The 24,612-nt window shown below is 51.2% G+C and carries 21 protein-coding genes and 1 pseudogene; 17 read left to right on the forward strand and 5 right to left on the reverse strand.

Annotated elements, in window-relative coordinates:
* Positions 1-34: 34 nt before the first annotated feature.
* Positions 35-589, reverse strand: coding sequence for a hypothetical protein (locus tag ET464_RS01140; RefSeq protein WP_129443952.1), 555 nt, complete (start codon positions 587-589; stop codon positions 35-37).
* Between the two features lie 326 nt (positions 590-915).
* Here ET464_RS01140 and ET464_RS01145 point away from each other — a divergent pair, with 326 nt between their 5' ends.
* A complete protein-coding gene (locus tag ET464_RS01145; RefSeq protein ID WP_129437525.1) occupies positions 916-2,256 on the forward strand; it encodes a replication-associated recombination protein A in 1,341 nt (446 codons plus the stop codon).
* Between the two features lie 55 nt (positions 2,257-2,311).
* Here the strand turns inward: ET464_RS01145 and ET464_RS01150 are convergent, their stop codons facing one another.
* Positions 2,312-3,397 carry a copper resistance D family protein gene (locus ET464_RS01150; RefSeq protein ID WP_129437527.1) on the reverse strand — a complete coding sequence of 362 codons (1,086 nt, stop codon included), beginning with the start codon at positions 3,395-3,397 and terminating at the stop codon, positions 2,312-2,314.
* Complete coding sequence (locus ET464_RS19675) at positions 3,394-3,978, reverse strand: copper resistance CopC family protein (RefSeq protein WP_165279862.1); 585 nt, start codon at positions 3,976-3,978, stop codon at positions 3,394-3,396. The genes ET464_RS01150 and ET464_RS19675 overlap by 4 nt, the downstream gene beginning before the upstream one ends.
* A 673-nt stretch (positions 3,979-4,651) precedes the next feature.
* Between ET464_RS19675 and ET464_RS01160 the strand changes: the two are divergent.
* A pseudogene (locus tag ET464_RS01160) lies at positions 4,652-5,979 on the forward strand (hemolysin family protein).
* Positions 5,980-6,034: 55 nt separating this feature from the next.
* Here the strand turns inward: ET464_RS01160 and mnmA are convergent.
* Positions 6,035-7,171, reverse strand: a complete 1,137-nt coding sequence (gene mnmA, locus ET464_RS01165; protein ID WP_129437531.1) for a tRNA 2-thiouridine(34) synthase MnmA — start codon at positions 7,169-7,171, stop codon at positions 6,035-6,037.
* 233 nt (positions 7,172-7,404) lie between these two features.
* Here mnmA and cymR point away from each other — a divergent pair, with 233 nt between their 5' ends.
* From cymR to ET464_RS01240, 15 genes are all read left to right on the forward strand, one after another.
* Positions 7,405-7,824 carry a cysteine metabolism transcriptional regulator CymR gene (cymR, locus tag ET464_RS01170; RefSeq protein WP_129437533.1) on the forward strand — a complete coding sequence of 140 codons (420 nt, stop codon included), beginning with the start codon at positions 7,405-7,407 and terminating at the stop codon, positions 7,822-7,824.
* 11 nt (positions 7,825-7,835) lie between these two features.
* Positions 7,836-8,984 carry a cysteine desulfurase family protein gene (locus ET464_RS01175; protein ID WP_129437535.1) on the forward strand — a complete coding sequence of 383 codons (1,149 nt, stop codon included), beginning with the start codon at positions 7,836-7,838 and terminating at the stop codon, positions 8,982-8,984.
* 47 nt (positions 8,985-9,031) lie between these two features.
* Positions 9,032-9,580 (forward strand): PRC-barrel domain-containing protein, encoded by a 549-nt coding sequence (locus ET464_RS01180; RefSeq protein WP_129437537.1) that lies wholly within the window; start codon positions 9,032-9,034, stop codon positions 9,578-9,580.
* 3 nt (positions 9,581-9,583) lie between these two features.
* Positions 9,584-9,787 carry a hypothetical protein gene (locus ET464_RS01185; RefSeq protein WP_129443954.1) on the forward strand — a complete coding sequence of 68 codons (204 nt, stop codon included), beginning with the start codon at positions 9,584-9,586 and terminating at the stop codon, positions 9,785-9,787.
* 179 nt (positions 9,788-9,966) lie between these two features.
* On the forward strand, positions 9,967-11,037 hold the full coding sequence (locus tag ET464_RS01190) for an AI-2E family transporter (RefSeq protein WP_129437539.1): 1,071 nt from the start codon (positions 9,967-9,969) through the stop codon (positions 11,035-11,037).
* A gap of 356 nt (positions 11,038-11,393) precedes the next feature.
* The gene (alaS, locus tag ET464_RS01195) at positions 11,394-14,027 is read left to right on the forward strand and encodes an alanine--tRNA ligase (protein ID WP_129437541.1); all 2,634 of its coding nucleotides are present in this window, start codon (positions 11,394-11,396) and stop codon (positions 14,025-14,027) included.
* Between the two features lie 52 nt (positions 14,028-14,079).
* Entirely contained in the window at positions 14,080-14,343 is a 264-nt protein-coding gene (locus ET464_RS01200; RefSeq protein ID WP_129437543.1) for an IreB family regulatory phosphoprotein, read from the forward strand.
* An 18-nt stretch (positions 14,344-14,361) separates the two neighbouring features.
* The gene (gene ruvX, locus ET464_RS01205; RefSeq protein ID WP_129437545.1) at positions 14,362-14,778 is read left to right on the forward strand and encodes a Holliday junction resolvase RuvX; all 417 of its coding nucleotides are present in this window, start codon (positions 14,362-14,364) and stop codon (positions 14,776-14,778) included.
* Positions 14,779-14,786: 8 nt separating this feature from the next.
* A complete protein-coding gene (locus tag ET464_RS01210) occupies positions 14,787-15,080 on the forward strand; it encodes a DUF1292 domain-containing protein (RefSeq protein ID WP_129437547.1) in 294 nt (97 codons plus the stop codon).
* The gene (locus ET464_RS01215; protein WP_129437549.1) at positions 15,080-15,379 is read left to right on the forward strand and encodes a DUF1292 domain-containing protein; all 300 of its coding nucleotides are present in this window, start codon (positions 15,080-15,082) and stop codon (positions 15,377-15,379) included. Before ET464_RS01210 ends, ET464_RS01215 begins: the two co-directional genes overlap by 1 nt.
* Positions 15,380-15,601: 222 nt before the next feature.
* A complete protein-coding gene (gene mltG, locus ET464_RS01220) occupies positions 15,602-16,642 on the forward strand; it encodes an endolytic transglycosylase MltG (RefSeq protein ID WP_129443956.1) in 1,041 nt (346 codons plus the stop codon).
* Between the two features lie 13 nt (positions 16,643-16,655).
* Positions 16,656-17,588 (forward strand): peptidase U32 family protein, encoded by a 933-nt coding sequence (locus ET464_RS01225; protein WP_129437551.1) that lies wholly within the window; start codon positions 16,656-16,658, stop codon positions 17,586-17,588.
* Between the two features lie 15 nt (positions 17,589-17,603).
* Positions 17,604-18,860, forward strand: a complete 1,257-nt coding sequence (locus tag ET464_RS01230) for a peptidase U32 family protein (protein ID WP_129437553.1) — start codon at positions 17,604-17,606, stop codon at positions 18,858-18,860.
* Between the two features lie 306 nt (positions 18,861-19,166).
* Complete coding sequence (locus ET464_RS01235) at positions 19,167-21,359, forward strand: methyl-accepting chemotaxis protein (RefSeq protein WP_244226616.1); 2,193 nt, start codon at positions 19,167-19,169, stop codon at positions 21,357-21,359.
* Positions 21,360-21,474: 115 nt separating this feature from the next.
* Positions 21,475-23,322 (forward strand): peptidoglycan D,D-transpeptidase FtsI family protein, encoded by a 1,848-nt coding sequence (locus ET464_RS01240; RefSeq protein ID WP_244226617.1) that lies wholly within the window; start codon positions 21,475-21,477, stop codon positions 23,320-23,322.
* Here the strand turns inward: ET464_RS01240 and ytvI are convergent.
* Entirely contained in the window at positions 23,317-24,477 is a 1,161-nt protein-coding gene (gene ytvI, locus ET464_RS01245) for a sporulation integral membrane protein YtvI (protein ID WP_129437555.1), read from the reverse strand. The two genes, ET464_RS01240 and ytvI, sit on opposite strands and share 6 nt — an antisense overlap.
* Positions 24,478-24,612: the final 135 nt, after the last annotated feature.

Below are 24,612 nucleotides of genomic sequence, written 5' to 3' on the forward strand. Positions count from 1 at the left end.
TCTCCCAACCTTTTCTCCCATTAATAATTTGCGGCTAAACACCCGCAGCTTGCGGTTTGGCTGACGGAACGTAACTATCCAGCCAATCAAACCGTTTTTTGTTTCGGTACACCTGTTCAACATCCAGAATGGTCGGAATAACATAATCGCCTTTGTAAAAGGTTTTTTCTCCGATTTTTTCCATCGGGATATGGAAACTGATACGAAAGGCCCGATAAAGCACCGGCTCCAGCAGCGACACATAATAACGAAGGCCATGCTGCTCGGCACAATATACGGCTGAAGAGAGCAAATCCACTAACGGCTTTCCGCGATGCTCCTTTAAGACGGCCATCTTGTCGAATTCCGCTACTTTGCCCGGGTTGGATCTCACCTTAGGGTGAACGGCAAATGGAGCGATTTCATTGATGCTTCCGGTCGAATGGTAAGGCTTGATCTCTGATGTCCCCACGATATCGCCTTCGGGGGTAACGGCGACAAACCTGTCCAGCGCGTGCTGTGAATATTCCAGCTCGTAGCCCTTTTCTGTCCATACGGTTGTCCAAATCCGATCAAACTCTGCCTGCATGATTTCGTTGTCCACACGCATAAACAATTGAATACAGCTCCCTTTCTCCTCTCTCTCTATTTTTTTCTTTGTAAAAGGCTCCCTCTCAAAACGCCATCTCCTTCGGGATATCGCCGCCGCTATTATGAAAGCAAAGGCCTATTGTCCAAAGGAAAAATATGACTATTGTTTAATATCGGCTTTAAGCAGCTTCCAATTAATGGGTAATATTGACTAGTTAAATAGGACTAGATCACTAGGATTTCTTATCTATGCGGCGTTCGGCTGCTCCCGACTGAACGGGTAGCGAACACATGTACGAATATGCTATGATAAATGTAATAGACAAATAAGGTTGCGTGGTATGAATGGATTTATTCAGCTATCAGGAAGCGGAACGGCCGCTTGCCCGCCTGCTTGCAGACCGGATGCGGCCTGAGCATTTGGATGAATATATCGGGCAGGAGCATGTTGTTGGCCCCGGCAAGCTGCTGCGCAGAGCGATTGAAGGCGACCAGGTGTCGTCTATATTGCTGTACGGCCCTCCAGGCTGCGGCAAAACAACGCTTGCCCATATTATTTCGAAGCGGACAGCTGGGGAATTTGTTAAGCTGAACGCGGTGGATGCGACGGTAAAGGATGTCCGTGAAGTGATCGAGCGGGCGAAGATGAACAAAACGATGTACGGAACCAAAACCATATTGTTTTTGGATGAGGTGCACCGCTTTAACACATCAAGGCAGGATGCGCTTTTGCCGGCTGTCGAGCAGGGGATCATTATTTTTATCGGCGCAACAACGGAAAATCCGTTCCATCATGTAAACGGCGCCTTGCTGTCCCGTTCCACGTTGTTTCAGCTGGAGCCGCTGACGAAAAAACATGCGCTGCAGGCGATGGAACATGCACTGGCGGACAAGGAACGCGGGCTTGGCTTTATGAGCATCCACGCCGATCAGGAGGCGCTGGAGCATATCGCCGCCATGGCCGGAGGGGATATCCGGCGCGCGCTGAATGCGCTGGAGCTGGCAGCTGTGACCACGCCTTCGGAGCCGGACGGCTCCGTGCGCATTACGATGGAGGTGGCGCAGGAGTCGATTCGCAACCGGGCGGTAAGAGCGGACGAGTCGACCCAATACGATGTATTGTCGGCTTTTCACAAAAGCATCCGAGGTTCAAGCGATGCGGCTTTGTACTGGTTTTTGTATGCAGTCGACAAGCTGGGGATGGATCCGATGGTGTTTTTGCGCCGGCTGATCGTTGCCTGCAGCGAAGATATTGGCCTTGCGAATCCGCAGGCGATGGTGCAGGCGGTTACGGCGATGGACGCCTATCATAAGATCGGCTTCCCGGAAGCCAAATACAACATTGCGCAGGCGATATTGTTTGCGGTGGAAAGCCCTAAATCCAACGCGATTGCGCTGGCGCTCGGCAGCGCGGCTAATGCAATTGAAACGGCAGGCATAACGGAAGTGCCGCTGCATTTGCGCGATACCCATTACAAAGGTGCGGCACAGCTGGGGCATGAAGGTTATAAATATCCGCATGATTATCCGGGCCATTATGTGAAGCAGCAATATTTGCCGGACCGGCTGGACGGGATGTCGTTCTATAAGGCAAGCGAGCAGGGGACGGAGTTTAAAATCCGGCAAAACCAAGAGCGCAGACGGGGAAACGGTAAGCTTTCAGCCGCGGAGCGGGAAAATAAATAAGGTGCGCTGTCTGCAAGCTTTAAACAGCTTGCAGACAGCGCACCTTATTTTCAATTTAGGCAATAGCGAACATAAGGCCAAAGTAACCGAACACCGAAACAAGGATGCCCATTGCAAATGCAGGGATAAGGCGATTGCTGCGGTACATCGCGGCCATGCCGGCGATCATGACCGCAGCAGCGGCAAACAGCAGCAAAGCTTCGGGATGAAGAGACAAATGAAGTTGAATATCCGGGCTGAAATGCCCTTTATAAAGACCGGAAAACCAAGGAGACGGCGAAACGGACTGCAGTGTCTGCTGAACATTATGCGGCGGTGTCTGCTGTCCCAATATCCCTGTTGCAATAAAGACAAGCAGCGCGACAACACTTTCCGCTTTTAGCCACGGGCGCGGATTAAATTGTTTATCTTTTTTTATTTTGCTCCGGTAAGCGACTCCGTTCGTATAGGCAAAGACAAGCAGCGGTACAATGAGCAAATGTTTGATCAGCAGCATCTGCCCGTAAGGCAGCATCCAGGAATCCAAATATTGCGGCGCGGTAAAGGTCATCAGCAGTATGCCGGCAGCGATGGCCAGAAGGACGCATATGATGGCGACCGGGGAAAACCAGCGCAGGAACGAATCCCAGTTTTGGGAGCTGCGGGCAAACCATCCGGCCACAAACAAGATGCCGATCCATACCGTCACCGCCAAAAAGTGTGCTGTATGTACAACAATGCCTTTTGTGCCTTCAATAGACGCCGAATGGCTTCCGTAGCCAAGCCATATAACAAGCAGGAACGTAATAAACAGCCCGACCTTCGGCATATGCTTGTCATTCCGGAACGACTTCAGAGCGAGCAGGACAGCGAGGCCGGCAGAGCCGATCAGCGTCCACAGCCAAGCTTTGCCCGAATTAATTTCAGTTAAAATCTGCTTCAAAATAGTAAAGTAGGACATGTCAAAATCTTTGGAGAACAAAACGGCGGTTTTATGGATAGGCGCATAAGACAGGATGGGGACGGCAATCGCAGCGGCAAAAAGCAGGCCGTTATGCACATGGATATCCGGCCTGCGATGTTCCGGCACGATTCTTAACACGAAAGTGCCCATTAACAGGGCGAAGCAAACATACAGTAATGCCTCGCTGACATAGATCATTTTTTACGGCTCCTCAATATTAAAATGACGGCAGCAGCAATGATGATGACGCCGATAGTAATGGCTGTGCCCATGTTAGGGTTTTTAGTTCCGTCGCTCGCGGCGCTGCTGCTGTTATCTGCCGTATTGCTGCCTGTATCTGCAGACGGGCTTGGCGGCGGCGTATCCGAACCGGCCGTGTTATTGTCCGCAGATGGAGAAGAGGAAGCATCCGCCGCGCCGCTGTTATCGGCAGCCGCGACGGTAAAGGAATATTCTCCGCTTACGGAATGGCCGTCTTCGCCAATCGCAGCCCATTTTACGGTATATACGCCGTTCTCAAGCGGCTCAGTTACCGGTCCGCTGAGCACGTTTTCGTTAACCGAAGTGGCGCCGATCTTAACCGTTTTTCCTTTCTCGTCATACAGTTTGAAGCTGCTTAACTTCTCGATATCGGTATTGAAAGTCATCTCAATTTGCTCCGGCGAAGCGCTTAACGTCTCATCCTTAGCCGGCGCAGACTCCTCTATGTACGAATGCGCAGAAACAAGCCCCGGCACAACCCACAACAAAGCGAACATCAAAATCAATATACGTTTCAAACGATTTCCTCCTAAAAAGTTTTGCCCCGGCAAGCGACGCAGGAGCGAAGCTGCAAAACTTCGCAACGGAAGCATGGGCTTAAAGTTTTGCCCCGGCAAGCGACGCAGGAGCGAAGCTGCAAAACTTCGCAACGGAAGCATGGGCTTAAAGTTTTGCCCCGGCAAGCGACGCAGGAGCGAAGCCGCAAAACTTCGCAACGGAAGCATGGGCTTAAAGTTTTGCCCCGGCAAGCGACGCAGGAGCGAAGCTGCAAAACTTCGCAACGGAAGCATGGGCTTAAAGTTTTGCCCCGGCAAGCGACGCAGGAGCGAAGCTGCAAAACTTCGCAACGGAAGCATGCGCCTAACGTTTTGCCCGGCAAAACGTTCATTCGATTGCAGTCTTATTGGCAATGGCTGATGTTGCAATTATAGCAGATGTAGATGAAGTAAAGCTGAAAATAATATGAGTAAAGATTAGCGGTTTTATGAATATTGGCCCCAGCTTTTAACAGATTTTGCACGATTTTTGAGCCGGGAGAAATCTGCGGACGGTTCACTTTCATCGCTTGAAAAAAAAGAAGAAGCCTGCTTCCGGCATAATTGGACGGAAACGTCGAATAAAATGAAATTACCCCATTCACACCCCGAAGGAGGTGCGCCTGTCGCCGCCCGTGTGGCTGACAGGGATTCATTGAGTGATCCTTTGCTTACGATTGCTGAGCTGGCGTTTGTGTTGCTATTAGTTATGCTGAACGGTTTTTTTGTGGCGGCGGAGCTGGCGCTGTCAAAGATCAGCAGCGGCAGAGCTGATTTTATTGCGAGGCCCGGATCGCTGAAAGCGCGCCTCGCAACACGCCTTGCCGGCAATTCGGACGGTTATTTAGCTGCGTGCCAGCTGGGCATCACGCTGGCTTCACTCGGTTTGGGCTGGCTCGGCGGCCCGGTTATTGCCCATATGCTGGAGCCATGGCTGCAAGAGCTGGGTTTGCAACATGCTGCATTTATCCACGCTTGTTCGTTTACCGCTGCGTTTATCCTCATTTCCATTCTCCATTACGTAATCGGATCACTTGCCCCAAAAGCATTGCCGCTTACAAAACTTCGTCCGTAGTGCTGCTGGCAGCCGCCCCGCTTATTTGGTTTTACAAAGGGTTGTACCCGCTGCTATGGGCATTCGAAGCTTTGTCGGGCAAACTGGTATCGGCGCTTGGGATGAAGCCGCCGTCTAAGCTGCATAAGGCTCATACGGAAGATGAAATTCGCCGGCTGATGAAGGAAAGCCATAAAAACGGCCATATCGACCATACGGAGCTTGCGCTGATGGACAATATTTTTGATTTCGCCGAGACGAATGCCAAAGAAATTATGATCCCCCGTACGGAAATGATCTGTTTATATACTGAGGTGCCGATGGAAGTCAATAAGCGGGTTGCGCTCGAACATATGCGCACACGTTATCCGGTTTGCGAAGGCGATAAAGACAATATTATCGGCTTTATCCATATTAAAGATTTGCTGAAGGACTCGGCGCGCGCCTTGCGCGATATCCGGCAGATGACACGTCCGGTTACAACTGTTCCGGAATCAATGCCGATCAGCTCGCTGCTGAAGCTGATGCAAAAAAACAAAGCGCAGCTGGCGATTTTAATTGATGAATATGGCGGCACCTCCGGTCTTGTCACGCTGGAAGATATTATGGAGGAAATTGTCGGTGAAATTCAGGATGAGTTTGATGAAGAACGCCCGGTTATCGAGCGGTTAGACGAAAACAGCTATTCGATCAGCGGCTTGATGCTGATTGAAGAAGCAAACAGCTTCTTCAGGCTCGACTTGCCGAGTGATGACTACGATACGGTGGGGGGATGGGTTTATTCGCAAATTGAAATCCCGCCTTCCCCCAATCAGGTTGTGCATTACAGCCATGAGGTTTCGTTTACGATCGAAGAAACAGATCATCTCCGTATATCCCGCCTGCTGCTGCATAAGCGCGGAGCAGATGAAGGAAAAGCGAGTCTATAACAAAATAACCGCCATGATCGCACCCGCAGGCGCGCTATCATGGCGGTTATTGATTTTATGCATTCATTGCGGATTGGAATTCCGATGCTTCAACCGGTTGAACGGCGTCAATTGTCCCCCCGCCGAGGCATACATCCCCGTCATATAACACAACGGCTTGCCCAGGCGTAACCGCCTTTTGCGGTTTGTCGAAAACAATTTGAGCTGTTCCGTCCTTTTGCAGCGTAACTGTAACATGTTGGTCCTGCTGGCGGTAACGGAACTTTGCTGTGCATGCAAACGGCCCTTCCGGGCGGACCGGCGCAATCCAGTTCATGCCGGTTGCGGTAAGTCCTTTGGAATACAAGCTTGGATGGTTTTCGCCCTGCACGACAAGCAGGCGGTTATGCTCCAGATCTTTGCCGGCTACGAACCACGGCTCGCCCGAACCTGATCCGCCGATGCCGAGACCTTGGCGCTGGCCAAGCGTATAATACATCAGGCCGTCGTGGCGGCCCTTTACTTCGCCGGTACGCACATCAACCATGTCGCCGGACTGCGCGGGGAGGTAGCTGCTTAGAAATGTTTTGAAATTGCGTTCCCCGATAAAGCAGATGCCGGTGCTGTCTTTTTTCTTGGCGGTATACAATCCGGCTTCTTCCGCAATTTTGCGGACTTCCGGTTTAGGCAGATCGCCGATCGGGAACATCGCTTTGGCCAGTTGAGACTGGTTCAAAGCGCTCAGGAAGTACGTCTGGTCCTTGTTGCTGTCCACGCCGCGCAGCAGCTGCTTGCTGCCGTCTTCGGCCGTCGCAAGCCGGGCGTAATGGCCGGTTGCCAAATAGTCGGCGCCAAGATCGATCGCCATCTGCAGGAAATCGCCGAATTTGATTTCGCGGTTGCACATCACATCCGGATTAGGGGTGCGTCCGCGTTTATATTCATCGAGAAAATAAGTAAATACTTTATCGTAATACTGCTTCTCGAAATTGACCGTATAATAAGGGATTCCGATCTGGTCGCACACGCGCCGGACGTCTTCTGCGTCTTCTTCCGCGCTGCAAACGCCAAACTCGTCAGTATCGTCCCAGTTTTTCATAAAGATGCCTACCACATCGTAGCCTTGGCGCTTCAGCAACAGTGCTGTTACCGAAGAATCGACGCCTCCGGACATGCCGACAACTACGCGGGTTTCAGCGTTCGTTTTGGCCATTACAATTCACCACCCTGTTCTGTTGAAACATTATTACATTGTATCATAACATGCAAACTTTTTCATGAAGAAGTCATCGTTTTTTGACACGCAGCCTGTCCTTTATGTTAACATAGGACTGATATGGGAATACCTTGATTTAAATAGCCATTTGTTTCGTTGACATAAGCAGTGCGCGAAAGCAGGCAGTACATTCCTACACATCACCATTACAAAGAGAAGAGGTGGCCGATTTGAAAATTTCAACAAAAGGCCGTTACGGCTTAACGATTATGATGGAGCTTGCGGCAAAGTTTGGTGAAGGCCCGATTTCGTTAAAAAGCATTGCGGAACGCAATCAGCTTTCCGAACATTATTTGGAACAGCTTGTTGCACCGCTTCGCAATGCAGGCCTTGTTAAAAGCATCCGAGGCGCTTACGGCGGTTATGTGCTGTCGAAGGAGCCTGAGCAAATTACAGCAGGCGATATTATCCGCATCCTGGAAGGCCCGATTTCCCCGGTTGATTTTACAGAAGAAGACGACCCGGCCAAACGCGATTTGTGGCTCCGCATCCGCGACAGCATTGCAGCCGTGCTGGACAATACAACGCTGGCTGATCTGAACAACTACCAGTCCGAAGCGGAATCGGACAGCTATATGTTCTACATTTAAGAGGAACGGCCATGAATCGTTATTATTTTGACCATTCCGCGACAACGCCCGTCCATCCGGAAGTTGCGCAGGCGATGCTTGAGGTGATGCTGGGCCCTGGAGGCAATCCGTCCAGCATTCACGCCTTTGGCAGAGCTGCCAAACAGCTGGTGACGCGTTCTCGCGATACGATTGCAGCAGCGCTCGGATGCAAATCTTCCGAGCTTATTTTTACTTCCGGGGGAACGGAAAGCGACAATGCAGCCCTCATCGGCGCCGCATTAGCCATGCGCAAGCAGGGCAGGAGCCATATAGTCACCTCTGCCATTGAGCACCATGCGGTTCTTCATACATGCGAATGGCTGGAAGGCGAAGGCTTCCGGCTGACGGTCGTGCCGGTCGACGAATTCGGGCGCGTATCTCCCGAAGCGGTCGAAGCGGCTATCGGGCCGGACACCGGCCTGATCAGCATTATGCACGGCAACAATGAAGTGGGCACGCTTCAGCCGATAGAGCAAATCGGCGAAATTGCCCATGAGCACGGCGCGCTGCTTCATGTCGACGCCGTGCAGTCGTTTGGCACGGTTGCGTACAAGCTGTCGGATATGCCTGTTGATCTGATGAGCTTTTCCGCTCACAAAATTAATGGCCCGCAAGGCGTCGGCGCATTGTATATCAAAACCGGCACGCCGTTTGTCCCGCTGCAGCATGGCGGCTCGCAGGAAAAGAAACGGCGTGCGGGCACAGAAAATGTGCCGGGAATTGTCGGATTCGCGAAAGCCGTTGACATTTGTGTGAACGAGCGGAAAAATAAGCAACTTTTAATGGACAAACTTCGTACAGTATGGGTAGAAAGCCTGAAGCAAGAGCTGGGCGAATCTGCTTTTGTCCTAAACGGCCATCCGCAGCAGAAGCTTCCTCATATTGTAAATATTAGCTTCCTGGGCGTTGATACGGAAAAGATGCTCATGAATCTGGACATGGCCGGTATCGCGGCTTCCAGCGGTTCGGCGTGCACTTCCGGCTCTCTGGAACGGTCCCATGTGCTTAAAGCGATGCGTTTGGGCGATGAACGTCTTTTGTCGGCTGTACGATTTAGCTTCGGATTGGGAAATACTGAGGAGGAAGTAGCGGACGCTGCGCGCAAAACGGCAGCCATCGTAAAGCGTATCCGCAAGTAAGCAGGCTCCTGATCGTAGACGGGCCGCTTAAGGAGGCTTCCTTCTGCATGGTAAAGGTTCAGCAGCTGATCGGTTTGCCCGTGTACGCAATGGGAACCGGCAAGAGAGTGGGGAAGATAACAGACGTCTGGCTTGATGAACACTGGCAGCTGACCGGCTTAATCATAGGGAGCAGCGGACTGTTTGCTTCCGAAGTTAAGACGGTGGCTTGGAACGAAGTACAAACATGCGGCGAAGATGCGGTTTTTATTGCAAGCGAATCCTCTGTCCACAAGATAAAAGCAACAGCTATTTTACGTTCGTTTCTGACCGGGGTTGTCCGTTTGCGGGATATGCCGGTCGTGACGGTGCAGGGCTTGCAGCTTGGACGCGTGTCAGACGTTTATTTTTACCCGTTACAGGGCACAAAGATAATAGGTTACGAGCTTACAGACGGATTTGTATCGGATTTGATGGAGGGGCGCAGATGGCTGCGTGTCCAGCCGGAGTCCGACACCGTGCTGCTCGGGGAAGACGCGATTATCGTTCCTGCTGTCAGTGAAGCGGAATTGGAGCCGGTCGCAGCTTCCAATTCGGAGGATAGGGAGAAATGTTAGATGATGATGAGATGTCCTAATTGCAATTCCAAAGATATCGGGAAAATCGGTTCCCATCAGTTTTATTGCTGGGGCTGCTTCATCGAACTGACGGTCAGCGGAGATAAAATGTCGGTCTACCAGGTAGAAGAAGACGGCACATTAAGCTCGCTGGACGATTTGTTTTTTGAAGATGACGTCGATATGCCGGAAGTTCATGCCAATTAGTAAGGCAGAATGCCAATAGACATCAAAGCTTGCTTATCGTTCCCGAGGGGCGGAAGCAGGCTTTTTTTGTTGCGGCGCGCTTGCTGGAATATAGGGGATGAAATGCCACGCTTGTACATATACTGTACGAGAAGCGGCTGCCGGGCCGTGCGATTGCTGCCTTGCGGGGGTGACGGAAAGTGGGACGTTTCACGAACAACCGGCTGTTTGTATGGCTCGTTTATTTGATATTGGGTTTACTGGCGATCTATTTGCTGCTGCTGGTCCGGCCGGTATTTGTACATATTTACGTGTTTCTGAAAGCCGTGCTTGCCCCTTTTCTTATTGCAATGGTCATATCCTATGTGCTCAACCCGATTGTATCCATGCTGCATGAACGGAAGGTCCCCCGCACGATAGCGGTTTTACTTATTTATGCCGTGTTTATTTCGGCAGTCGTGGTTCTTATTGTGAATATGATTCCAATGTTCAGCGAACAGATGGAGCAGCTGAACCATCATGTGCCGGAGCTGACGATGCGGGCCGAAAATTTGGTCACCGACATTAACAACAACTCGTTTTTGCCGGAAAGCGTGCGGGCGGGTTTCAACAAAGCGCTTGTGTCGGTAGAGAAGCAGGTGACCGAATCGCTGACCCGGTTCATTAACAATATCGGCAGCGTGCTGAACGTTGTCTTTATCGCGTTTATTATCCCGTTTCTGGCGTTTTATATCTTGAAAGATTTTGAAGTGTTCGAGCGGGCGGTCATTACGTATTTGCCCAAATCCCATCGGAACAATGTTGTCCGGATGGTGAAGGACATCGATGAGGCACTGGGCAGCTACATCCGCGGCCAGTTTATCGTCTGCGTCATTGTGGGCGTGCTGGCTTATATCGGCTACGAAATTATCGGCGTGCCTTATCCGCTGCTGCTGGCGGGCATCGTCATGGTGACGAACATTATACCGTACCTCGGCCCGTTTTTTGGCGCAGCTCCGGCTGTTATTGTCGCTTCAACCGTGTCGGTCAAAATGGTCGTATTTGTCGTCATCGTCAATACCGCCTGCCAAATTCTCGAAGGCAACGTTGTATCGCCTCAAGTGGTCGGAAGGACGCTCCATATGCATCCGCTGTCGATTATTTTTGCTTTGCTGGTTGGGGGAGAGCTGGCCGGCATTGTCGGGATGATTATGGCGGTGCCGATTTTTGCCGCTTTGAAAGTGATCGTGCAGCATTTGTTTGCCTATTACGTGCGCCGAAAGACAATTTGACAATAAAAGGCGAAACGTCTATACTATACTCCAAGTATCTGCATATCTATGATCATAAAACGATGATGAAATGGAGTAGGCTTTAGCCCGCCAACCAGAGAAAACGCCTCTTCGTTTGTGCCGCTTCCGCGGGGCAGACGTCGGCTGCAAAGGCGATGATGGCGAAGAAAAGCTGAATGCTGATTTCGGAGTGTGAATCAACCTCAACGGCCGGACCCGTTATCGTCCATTTAAGGAGATTGCTGCATCCGCTTCAGACGGGCAGCGATAACCAGGGTGGTACCGCGAAGCAAATTCGTCCCTGTCAATTTGACAGGGGCTTTTTTAGTTTTACATAACAATTGGAGGGGTAACAGATGAAAGCAAGTGAAATCCGCGCTAAATGGTTAGCGTTTTTTGAAAGCAAAGGGCATGCCATCGAGCCGAGCGCTTCGCTCGTGCCGCACAATGATCCGTCGCTGCTGTGGATCAACGCAGGCATGGCGCCGCTGAAGCCTTATTTTGACGGCCGCGTCATTCCGGACAATCCGCGTATTACGAACTCGCAGAAGTGCATTCGCACGAACGATATCGAGAACGTCGGCAAAACGCGCCGTCACCACACGTTTTTCGAAATGCTCGGCAACTTCTCCATCGGCGACTACTTCAAAGAAGAAGTCATCACATGGGCATGGGAATTTCTGACGAGCCCGCAGTGGATCGGTTTCGATCCGGAGCGCTTGTCCGTTACGGTTTATCCGGAGGACGAAGAAGCGTTCAAATTCTGGAATGAGAAAATCGGCCTGCCGGAGTCGCGCATCTACAAGCTGCAGGAAAACTTCTGGGATATCGGCGAAGGCCCATGCGGACCTTGCACCGAAATTTTTTACGACCGCGGCGACAAATACGGCGACCTGAACGATCCGGAATGCTGGCCGGGCGGGGAAAACGAGCGTTTCCTCGAAGTATGGAACCTGGTATTCTCGCAATTCAACCATAACAAGGACGGCAGCTACACGCCGCTTCCGAACAAAAACATTGATACCGGCGCAGGCCTGGAGCGTTTCGCTTCGATCCTGCAAGATGTGGATTCGAACTTTGACACGGATCTGTTCCAGCCGATCATCCAGCGCACCTGCGAAATTGCCGGCGTGAAGTATAACGACAGCGAAGAACAAGACGTTGCGCTGAAAGTTATTGCCGACCATATCCGCACCGTTGTATTTGCGGTTGGCGACGGCGTGCTGCCTTCGAACGAAGGCCGCGGCTACATTATCCGCCGTCTGCTCCGCCGCGCGGTCCGTTACGGCAAAACGATCGGCATCGACCGTCCGTTCCTGTACGGCCTGACCGGCGTAGTCGGCGAGATCATGGGCGTTTATTATCCGGAAGTGGTGGCAAAAGCCGAATTTATCGAACGCGTCATCCGCACCGAAGAAGAACGTTTCCACGAAACGCTGTCCGACGGCCTGGCAATGCTGTCCGATCTCGTTGCCAAAGCGAAGGAAGACGGCATTTCGGTAATCGGCGGCGAAGATGCGTTCCGCCTGTACGATACGTACGGCTTCCCGTTTGACCTGACGGAAGATTTTGCGGCCGAGAACGGCATGACGGTCGACAAAGACGGTTTTGATGAAGCGATGAATTCGCAACGAGAACGTGCCCGCGCAGCCCGCCAGGAATCCGGCGGCATGAAGGTGCAGGGCGGCCCGCTGGCCGATTTTACGGTTAAAAGCGAATTTGTTGGCTATAATGATCTGGTGGCTAATGCCCAAATTACGGCTATTGTGCATGATGACGTGTTCGTAGAAGAAGCGGGTGCAGGCAATGAAATTTATGTGCTGCTCGACCGCACGCCGTTTTATGCCGAAAGCGGCGGCCAGATCGGCGACCGCGGCGTCATCGCAGGCGACGGTTTTACGATTGAAGTGCAGGACGTAACGAAAGCGCCGCACGGACAGCCGGTGCACCGCGCGATTGTGACGGGCGGCATTGCCCAAAACGGCGCTGCCGTTGAAGCGAAAGTCGACCGCTCGCTGCGTGCCGATACGGTGAAAAACCATACGGCCACCCATTTGCTGCACAAAGCGTTAAAAGAAGTGCTGGGCGAGCATGTCAATCAGGCCGGTTCGCTTGTGGAGCCGGAACGGCTGCGTTTCGACTTCTCGCATTTCGGCAGCATTACGCCGGAAGAACTGGCCGATATCGAACACCGCGTAAACGAGCAAATTTGGCTCGGAACGCCGGTTGTTATCGAAAGCAAGCCGATTGCGGAAGCAAAAGCGATGGGCGCCATGGCGCTCTTCGGTGAAAAGTACGGCGACATCGTCCGCGTTGTTCAAGTTGGCACTTACAGCATTGAGCTTTGCGGCGGCTGCCATGTCGGGAACACATCCCAAATCGGGCTGTTTAAGCTTGTAAGCGAAAGCGGCATCGGCTCCGGCGTACGCCGGATTGAAGCGGTAACCGGACGCCATGCGTATGAATATTTGGAAAGCCAGTTCGACCTGCTGAAGCAAGCGGCTGCGCTCTTGAAATCGAGTAACAGCGATGTGCCGAAGCGGATTGAAGCGTTGTTTGCCCAAACGAAAGAGCTGGGCCGCGAGAACGAATCGCTGCAGGCGAAGCTGAGCCGCATTGAAGCCGGATCGCTGGAAAGCGCGGCGAAGACGGTTGGCGGCGTAACGGTGCTTACGGCGAAAGTAAACGCGCCTTCGATGGACGCGCTGCGAGGTCTTGTCGACGAGCTGAAGCTGAAGCTGCCTTCGGCGGTAATTGTGCTTGGCGCTGTTCAAGAAGATAAAGTGAACCTTGTCGCTGCTGTATCGGCCGATCTGGTCAAAAAAGGCTTCCATGCCGGCAAGCTGGTGAAAGAAGCGGCTGCCGTATGCGGCGGCGGCGGCGGCGGACGCCCGGATATGGCTCAAGCAGGCGGCAAAGATGCGAACAAACTGGAAGAAGCGCTGAAACTTGCGGAAGAACTGGTTCTTACTCAATCAAATGTGATATGATAGGAATTGTAAATCTCACCGAACTCCGGATTTGGAAAGCGAGGTGCTGGCGATGAATTCAATGGACAAAACAATGAAATTTGACGTGAAGGCAGAAGATTTGGAAGCTTCTTCGCAAGATATTTTGCTCTCGGTGTACGAGGCGCTGCTGGAGAAGGAATATAATCCGATTAACCAGATCGTCGGCTATCTGCTGTCCGGTGACCCGGCTTACATTCCGCGGCACAACAACGCCAGAAGCTTGATTCGCAAAAAAGAACGCGATGAACTCATTGAAGAGCTGGTTCGGTTCTATTTGAACAGCAAGAAACAGTAAGGAGCAGGAGCCGAACGGATGAGAACGATGGGTTTGGATTATGGCGACCGCAACATTGGCGTAGCTGTCAGTGATGCGTTCGGCTGGACAGCACAAGGAACGGAAGTCGTTCAACGGCGCAGGGACGGCGGAGAATTCGACCGTATTGCGGAGCTGGTCAAAGAGCACGAAGTGTCTTCCATTGTAGTCGGATTACCGAAAAATATGAACGGCACAGTAGGACCTCGAGGCGAAATCAGCATCGCATTTGCCGAGCAGCTTAGGCAGAAGCTTGGTTTACCAGTTCACCTTTGGGATGAACGGTTGACGACGGTATCCGCGGAACGGACGCTACTCGAAGCGGATGTCAGCCGCAAGAAGCGGAAGCAGGTCATTGATAAGATGGCAGCGACGCTCATTTTGCAAAATTATCTCGATTCTAAAACGAAAAGGTGAGGGTTACGATGGCTAATGACGAACTGCAATACGAAGAGCCGGAAATTATTTATATTCCGGATGAAGAAGGCAACGAAGAAGAATTCGAAGTCATCATGAAATTCGAAGTTGATGGTTCCGATCAGAAATATATGATGGTTGTTCCGCTCGTTGGCGACAGCGACGAGGAAGACGAAGTGTATGCTTTCCGTTATGAAGAAGACGGCGACGACCTGAAGCTTTATACCATTGAAGATGAAGAAGAATGGAATATGGTGGAAGAGACGTTCAACACGCTGCTTGGCGAGCTGGAGGAGAACTAATGGCTGAAACGCCGGTTGTGCTCGAACGGCTTAAATCGAGGTTTGGCCCGTCGATTGAGCTGATGTCCGAGCAAGGGGAACAGATTTCCTTTGATATCAAGATGGAATTTCAGCTGGGCGGCACCGTTTACGTTGCTTTGCAAAATGCAGCGATGCGCAAGGAAGACGAAGTGGAATTGTTCCGCGTCACCGGCTCTGAAGATGAGCCGGAGCTTGAGACAATCGAGGATGACGAGGAATGGGAGCTTGCTTCGGAAGCTTACGACGATATGCTGTTTGCGGGCGACGAGACTCCTTAGCGTCAGCGGCGGAAGCTTGCAGGGCGGCCGGCTCTCGAGCTTGCGTACGGACAATTCGACCTATACATTGATTGACTCGAAAAAGAGCGGCTTACACCGCTCTTTTTCATGATGTTTCAATAGGCAAGCCTGTTCAGTTCAATCCAATTTGATGCAGTTTAGGAGGAGCAACGTTTGGCGAAGTCAAACCAGCACGCGGAGGTTAAGCAAAGCCGCATTACGATGTGGGTTGTTTTAACGATTCTTGCCGTTCTCATCATTGGAGCCGGCAGCATTTTATTGTATGTATGGAACGGGCTGCGCCCCGCATCCGACGGTCCGGCCAAAACGGTCAAGATCGATTCCGGCATGTCGGCTTTTCGGGTATCGGATACATTGGAACAACAAGGCATTATTAAGAATGCATTTTTATTTAAGTATTATTTGAAGGTGAAGCATGAAGGAAGCCATTTTCAAGCGGGCAGCTATGAGCTTCATCCGGGTATGACGAACAGCGAAATTATTGCGAAGCTGAATGCGGGAGATACCATCCCCGAGGAGACGGTTCGCTTTACGATACCGGAAGGTTATACGGTTCTGCAGATTGCAGACAAGCTGGCAGCGGAAGGCATTGTCGATAAAGACAAATTTCTGAAGCTGGCGGACGAGAAGCGGGACTGGGGAGATGCGGAAGCTGTCCGCTCCATTCCGGATGACAGCAACTTGCATCATCGTCTGGAGGGCTACTTATTCCCTGAAACGTACGAAATGAAAAAAGGAAGCACCGAAGAGGAAATCATTTCGCGTATGCTGCTGGAAACCGACCGCAAGCTGAATGAGCTGGGCGAAGACTGGCAGTCCGAGCTGGAAGCCCGCAAATTAACGCTGCATCAGCTCATGACCATCGCTTCTCTGATTGAACGCGAGGTTGTAGTTGATCAGGAGCGGCCAATCGTAGCCAGCGTTATCTATAATCGGCTTGCCAAGCCGATGCCGCTGCAGATTGACGCTACGGTGCAATATTTGCTGGATAAGCCAAAAGAGCGGCTGATGGAAAACGACCTGAAGGTCGACAGCCCGTACAATACGTACCAGGTAAAAAGCTTGCCGCCCGGCCCAATCGCCAGCCCAAGCATCGCTTCCATTGAAGCGGCTTTACATCCGGCACAAACGGATTATTATTATTACGTGACAATAAAAGACGGCTCACAAACTCATCTGTTCGCAAAAACGTATCAAGAGCATTTGAAAAATATTGATAAAAGCAACAAGACGGCCGGTTAAGGAGGAAATGAATATGGTAAAGAAGCCGGAGCTGCTTGCAACAGCTGCTTCTTTGGAAGAAATGAAAGTGCTGATTGCTGCCGGGGCGGATGCATTTGTCATCGGCGAATCCAAATTTGGCATGAGGCTGCCGGGGCAATTTGATCTCCATGCGATCAAGGAAGCCGTTCAGCTTGCTAAGCCGGAAGGCGTCCGTATTTATGCGGCGGTTAACAACGTGATGGACAATAAAACGGTTGATGAGCTTCCCGCTTATATCAAGCAGCTGGCGGAAGCGGGTGTTGATGCGATCGTGTTTGGCGATCCGGCAGTACTGATGGCGGCTCGGGAACATGCGCCGGGCATGCCGCTGCACTGGAATGCCGAGATGACATCTACGAACTACTCCACCGCGAACTATTGGGGACGACGCGGCGCAACCCGCTTTGTAACGGCACGCGAGCTGAACATGGAACAAATTATCGATATCAAGCAGCATTGCGATCTTGAAGTTCAAGTGCAGGTGCACGGCATGACCAATATTTATCATTCGAAACGTTCGCTTGTCGGAAGTTATATGGACCATCAAGGCGGCCGGGATAAGCTGCCGGCGGCGAATTTGACCCCAGGGCTGTATTTGACTGAAGCAGAGCGCCCAGGCGAACGTTATCCGATTTATGAAGACGATAATGGAACTCATATGATGAGCTCCGATGATATATGCGTGCTGGATACGCTGCACGAGCTGCTGGAAATTGAAATAGACAGCCTGAAGATCGAAGGGCTGATGAAATCAACCGCATACAATGAGGTTGTCGTCAAAGCTTACCGGGCAGCTATTGATGCTTATTGCAGCGACCCGGCAGGCTACCGGTTTCAAGAGGAATGGCTTGATGCCATTCGTGAGGTTCAGGATCCAAACCGCGAGCTGACGTACGGATTTTTCTTCAAAGAACAAGTGTATTAAGGAGGAGCGGATGACATGACAACAGCAACTAGAGAAACATCCCGTTTGATCGGCAAACGGAACCGATTGGACAAGCCAGAGCTTCTTGCTCCTGCCGGCAACTTGGAGAAGCTGAAATTTGCGGTTCATTACGGGGCGGATGCCGTTTATATCGGCGGGCAAAAATACGGCCTTCGTTCGAATGCGGACAATTTTACGTTTGAGGAAATGAAGGAAGGCGTACAATTCGCGAGCCGTTATGGCGCAAAAGTGTTTGTTGCCACAAACATTTTTGCCCATAACGAGGATATCGACGGCATTGAAGAATATTTGCGTGCGCTTGAAGATGCCGGTATCGCCGCCATTATTGCCGCAGATCCAACCATCATCGAGATCGCTCAGCGCGTTGCGCCAAAGCTGGAAGTGCATCTGAGCACCCAGCAATCGACGCTGAACTGGCAGGCGGTTAAGTTCTGGAAGGAAGAAGGACTGCCGCGTGTCGTATTGGCCCGTGAAGCCAGTCTGGAAGAAATTTACCAAATCAAACAGCATGTCGATATCGAAATCGAAGCGTTTATCCACGGCGCGATGTGTTCGTCCTTTTCGGGGCGGTGCGTATTGTCCAACCATTTCACCGACCGCGATTCGAACCGGGGCGGCTGCTGCCAGTCGTGCCGCTGGAAATACGATCTGTTTGCCGATGAAACGGCTGTATACGGCGAAGAAGCGGACCCATTTACGATGGGCTCCAAAGATTTATGCATGATCAACCATTTGCCTGAGCTGATTGATGTTGGTCTCGACAGCTTCAAAATCGAAGGCCGGATGAAAAGCATCCATTACGTTGCCACTGTTGTGAATGTATACCGTCAGGCGATTGACGCTTATTTTGCCGATCCGGACCATTATGAGCTGAAGCCGGAATGGCTCGAGGAAATTCAAAAGGCTGCCAACCGGCCGCTCAATACCGGCTTTTTCTTTGATACGCCGGGAGCGGAAGACCATATTTACGGCCCGGAAGAAAAGGCGGTGCCGTATGATTTTGCCGGTATCGTACGCGAATACGATGAAAGCACGGGAATCGCAGTCATTGAGCAGCGAAACCATTTCAAGCCAGGCCAGCACGTCGAATTTGTTGGCCCTGGCGGCACGTTCTTCAAGCAAGTCATCAGCGAGATCCGCGATGAGCAGGACCAGCTGCTGGATGCGGCGCGGCACCCGCTGCAGCGTATCCGGATTAAAACGGACCAGCCGGTAAAACCGATGGATATGATGCGCAAAAAAATGAAATAACGATGCAGCAAGATGAGAAAGCCCGGATGATTGAAGAGGCTGTACCCTGTTTTGTAACGAAGGGTGCAGGCCTGTTCTTGTCCGGGTTTTTTATTTGCCTGATGCAGCTGAAAAGAAATCGTTCATTTTGTTCAAAAAAATTTTAAAACGCTTTCAAAAATTAGGGATTTGATCTTATGATTTAATGGCAGATGGCCGATATAGATAAGAGATATAAAGCCTGCAGCATTATTTAATAGGCCATGAGAACTACCGGCTTGCATGCCTGAGCAGCAATCCTAATTTATAAAGAAAGGGTGTCTTTCCTTGAAACAGCTAAGAAAATTAAACAAGGGGCAAGGGGATCAACAGGTTTCATCCGACGGACAAAAAGCTGGATCCAGTTCAGTAGGAGTAGGTAAAGCTTTAACAGGCGTATCCCGATCTGCTTTAAACGGCATTAAAAGCTCGAATTTGCTTAAGCCTGGCCGTTCTGTAGGTTCCAAGCTATTTTTTGTCATTTTTATTAGCATTATCGCCTGCGTATTGGTTGTAGGCTTAATGGCCTATAGCATGACCAAATCCATCGTGCAGGACAAGGTATCGGATGCAAGCTATCAGACGATTGAACAAGCATCGGAAAATTTGAATACGGTTCTTAAAGGATACGAAGATATTACGATGCAGTTTTTGACAGACAAAGATTTACATACGATGGTTAATAAGTTGAGAACAAGCACGGACGATTACGGTAAATTTGAAGCTCAAAGCTCAATTACGGATAAAATTCAAAACTATATTGTCGGCAACAGCTCGATTACCGGTGTTTATTTGCTGCCGACGCAAACCAACTTGCCGGTTATCACTTCCGGGTCGGCGACGGTTACCAATTCCGAAGCGCTGATGAAAGGCGACTGGCTGAAGGGTGTTCAAGATGCCGGAGGCAAGGCGATTTGGCTGGATCCAAGCGTCGAAGGGCTGGCTTTATTCGATAAGCCTAATCTGGGGGTTGCCCGCCTGTTAAGAGATACTGCAACAAATACGGCATCTTACGTCGTATTGCTGATTGTGGACGTCGATTCGGTCAAAGAGCATTTCGGCAATATTAACCTTGGGAAAGACAGTTCGCTTGCTATCATCAGCAACAATAACAAATTTGTTGTTCCGCAAGAAGACAACCAATTAATTGGAACCGATTTCACGGTCAGCTTGCCGACAGAGGGCAGCAAAGCCGAAACAGGTGCTATGGAAAAAACAGACGGCAGCGGCGGTTCCGTGCTGGCCGTTTATCAGACGCTTTCGACGGTGGACTGGAAGCTGGCCGGTACGATTCCGGTGAAAGAGCTTGTGAAGGATGCGAACAAAATCCGCCTGATGACATGGGCGGCCGTTATCGTAGCAGTTATTTTTGCGCTGCTGATCGGATTTTTCGTTATCTGGTCGATTGCCCGACCGTTAACGCAAATTAGCCGCAAGATGGGGGAAGGCAGCAAAGGCGATTTAACCGTCCGCTCGCAGCTTCGTAAACGGCATGACGAAATCGGCTTGTTAAGCGAAAGCTTTGACCAGATGATGGAGCAAATCAGCACACTGGCAAGAAGCGCTACGCAGTCCGCCGCTGAAGTGCTGCTTACAGCAGGGGAGCTGTCGGACGCATCGAGAAGGACCGCCATTTCTGCAAAAGAAATTTCGGTTGCAACCGAAGAAATTGCAAACGGCGCATCCAGCCTGGCAGCCGAAGCGGAAAAGGGAAGCGATCTGACCAGCCATATTAACGATCAAATGCGGCTTGTTATTGAAGCAAACGATCAAATGGTCGTATCGGCCTCCGACGTTGAGAAAGCAAGCGAGCAAGGTACCGCATATATGGCCAGCCTGATTGAAAAAACAGGCTTGACCGAAGAGATGACGCGAGCGATGGTCGAGAAAGTTGACAAGCTGAAAGACAGCACACGTTCCATTGTAAAAATTTTGGAAGTGCTAAACAACTTGACCAAACAAACCAACATTTTATCTTTAAACGCTGCCATTGAAGCGGCTCGAGCAGGTGCAGCAGGCAAAGGGTTTATGGTTGTCGCCGACGAAATCCGCCTGCTGGCAGAGCAATCGCGCCAATCCATTGATGTGGTAGGTCAAATTACGCAAACGATACAGTCCGAAATTGATGAGACGGTCCATGTATTGTCGGATGCGCATCCGCTCTTCCAGGAGCAAATCCAGTCCGTTAAAGAAGCGAATCAAATTTTCCATTCTGTCCAAGGCAATATGGGACATTTTGTACAGAAGCTTGATTCGGTCACTTCTTACATTGCAACCCTTGATAAATCGCAGCTTATTTTGACGGAAGCCATGGGCAATGTTAGTGCGGTAGCCCAGCAGTCGTCGGCAACTTCCGAGGAGGTTGCATCACTCAGCAGCGAGCAGCAAGCGGTAAGCGATTCGCTTGTCATCTTGTCGCAGAAGCTGGACTCCGTATCTAACGAATTGAAAAATTCGTTATCGAAGTTCCGGTTCCAATAACCGAATGTGCACCCCCTTCCCATGTACGTTGTACCCCGGGAAGGGGGTTTTGGTTTTATTGCGGCGGCGGAAGGTGATACTGGGGAATAACCACATTGATTAGGGAGGATTCCCCGTGCCGCGGCGTTTTTTTTGGATTGCCATGTCGTTTACCGTTATTTTTGCGATCTATACGATTCGCCTTGCTTTTTTGCAGCTTTTTTCATTTGGCGCTTCCACTCCGGCTGCGGCGCTGCACCACGCGGACTGGCGGAAAAGTTCGGTTGCGCAGCGCCAGCACAGCCTTGTACTGGATACAGGGAGAGGGGATTTTGTGGACCGCAGCGGTCGACCGCTGACCGGTGAAACCTATATGGCGTTAGCTTTTTTTCCGGTTGCCGCGGGTGCGCATGCCGCTGCGGAGACGAAGGAGCAGATTCGTCAGCTGGCCGGCATGCTAGGCGTTTCTTACAGCAGCCTTGAGCAATATTGGCATCAGCTGAAGGCCCCGGAATTTTGGCATGGCGCCGGCAGCAGGCAGCCGCGAAAATTAACGGACAGCGAACTAAAGCAGCTGTCGGCTTTATCGTTGGACGGCGTACAGGCGCTGCCTTATCGCCACCGCTATTTGCCGGGTTATTACGCCGCGCAGGCCATTGGTTATATCAGCCAGCATCCGGAACGGATCAGTGCCCAATATCCGCTGGAGCTAGCCGCAGGCAAACGGAGCTTAAAGGACCAAATTGGCGGCGCAGGATTAGAAAGGTCGCTGGATGAATGGCTGCGCGGCCTTGGCCAAACAACCGCGATGTTTTTTACCGATGGCCAAAACAGGCCGATGCATGGGCTTGGCATCCGTTATTTCCGTCCGGATAATGAACGTTATCCTCTTCAGGCGGTAACGACCATTGATTTGCCGCTCCAGCAGCAGCTGGAGAAATATGCCGACCAAATGCATCTGATCGAGGGAGCTATCGTTGTGCTTGATGCAAGCAATGCCGATATTGTGGCGATGGTTTCCCGTCCGAGCCAAAATCCTGAGCAGCTGAGCTCAAGCGGCGGGCTGGAAACCGTTAATCATGCGCTGAAAGCGGAGCCGCCCGGCTCTGTGTTTAAGCTGGTAACCGAAGCCGCAGCGCTGGAAGCCGGCGTTGCATCGGAGCATGAAACGTTCGAATGCAATGGTGAATACGGCAAATACGGCTTGTCCTGCTGGAAGGAAGGCGGACACGGTAAGCTCACGTTAAAAGAAGGGCTTGCCCAGTCCTGCAACATCGTGTTTGCTACGGTTGCCGAGCGGTTAAGCGGCGAACAGCTGCAGCGGACAGCGCTGGCGCTTGGCATCGGCCGCCAGGTCGGCTGGAGCACGGCAAGGCCGCATAAGCTGATGCATCATAAGCTTCGCCTGTTGCCGGAGGAAGAAGGCGGCACTGTTTTTCGCCTGCCGGATGGAGCGGATAACGCCGCTTCGCAGCTGGAGGAGATGGATGGCGGTGTGATGGCGCAAAGCGGAATTGGGCAGCGTGATGTCCGTATGACGCCGCTGCAGGCGGCCAACTTGGTTGTGACGCTGCTTCATGGCGGTGAAGTGCTGGAGCCGCGTATCGTGAGCGAAGTCAGGTATGCGAATGGCCTGGCTATGACGAAGCTAAAGCCGAAAAAAGCGCCGAAGTCCGGCTATGGACAAATAAACCCCGCAACAGCGAGAAAGCTGCTGCGGGGTATGGAGGCGGTCGTTGACCACGGGACGGGCAAGTCTATCCGTGACGGCATTTGGACGGTAGCGGGCAAATCCGGAACCGCTGAAGTGGAACGTCAGGGAGCGCCCCGCAATCATCAATGGTTTGCCGGATACGGCCCGGTGAAGCACCCCCGGTATGCGGTTGCGGTACTGTCGGAATACCGGCCGGTCAACAGCCCGAATCAGGCAACCCGGCTATTCCGCGGGGTGATGGATTTGCTGGCGGAGCATGAACCGTTATGATTCCGTCTGCCGGGCAGCATCACCTTCACCGTTAGCATGATCGCCAGAAGACGCTTCAGCCTCGGGCTTGGCATCATATTCGCCTTGCGGCAGCCGGATCCAGCGGTGAAAATAGCCTTGATCAATCAGGGCGCGGACGAGAATAATAAGGATCGGCGACAAAATCACGCCGGCGAATCCAAACAGCGACAAAGAAATGACCATGCAGGAGAGCATCGTGAATGCGGAGACGCCCAGCGTATCGCCGGTAATTTTAGGTTCCAAAATTTGCCGTGTCAGCACAACGGTCAGAAACAAGGCGGACAACCAAATCGCGAGTGATATTTTACCGACAATAAACAAATAAATAATCCATGGCACAAATAACGTGCCGACGCCAAGCAGCGGCAAAACGTCAAAGATGGCGCTCACGAGCGAAATAAGAAAAGCATTCTCCACACGCAGCAGCAGCAGCGATACCAAAATGACGATAAAGGTAATCGAAATCATTTTTGCTTGTGCTTTAATATAAGCGCCGATTCCTTTCAGAACGTTGTCCCGCAGGAAAAGGAACGCAATTTTAAACGTCCGGGGCGTTTTTTCGTTCGCGGCTTTTTTCCACCCTTTAATTTCAATGCTTAAAAAATAAGCCAAAATGATCCCGATCGCAAAGTTAAACAAAAAAGTCGAAAACGAAGACAAATATCCGATCATGTTCGTTAATATGTTTTTCCCGAATTTCTCGAGCATGCCGGATATGCCTTTAATTAAATCAGCGGAGCGCTGCGTCCAATCCGGCGGCAAGGAATCGATTCTGCCCTGCAGTTCGCTTGTATATTTCTCGATTTGCTCCGTTAAAATGTCCTGATAACGCGGCAAATTGTCGATCAGCTGCGAGCTTTGCCTCGTAATTATGTAGCCCAAGCCGAAAAAAGCTGCCAGTATCAGCATTGTAAACAGCAGCACGGAAATGCCGGAGGCAATCGATTTTTTCACACCGATCCGGTTCAGGAAGCGGGCAAACGGTTCAATGCATATGTAGATGACAAACGCATAAAAAATAGGAGTAGCAATTTTGTAAAGAAAGCTGAATGCAAACATCGTCAAATAGACGGTTAAAGCAATTAATGCGATGTCAAAAGCGGTACGCCAATATCTTTTATAAAAAGGAAGCATAAGTCACACCTTTCTGTTCTTCAGATATAAATCGCGGTAGTTGCCGCTACATTTTTTGAAAACCCGCCTATTTTTTTGGCCGTTATGTTAAAATTATAGTTATGTTGTTGACGGGATTGGCATTAGGTATATTTC

This window comes from Paenibacillus protaetiae, from assembly GCF_004135365.1.
GTDB classification, from domain to species: Bacteria; Bacillota; Bacilli; order Paenibacillales; family Paenibacillaceae; genus Paenibacillus_AP; species Paenibacillus_AP protaetiae.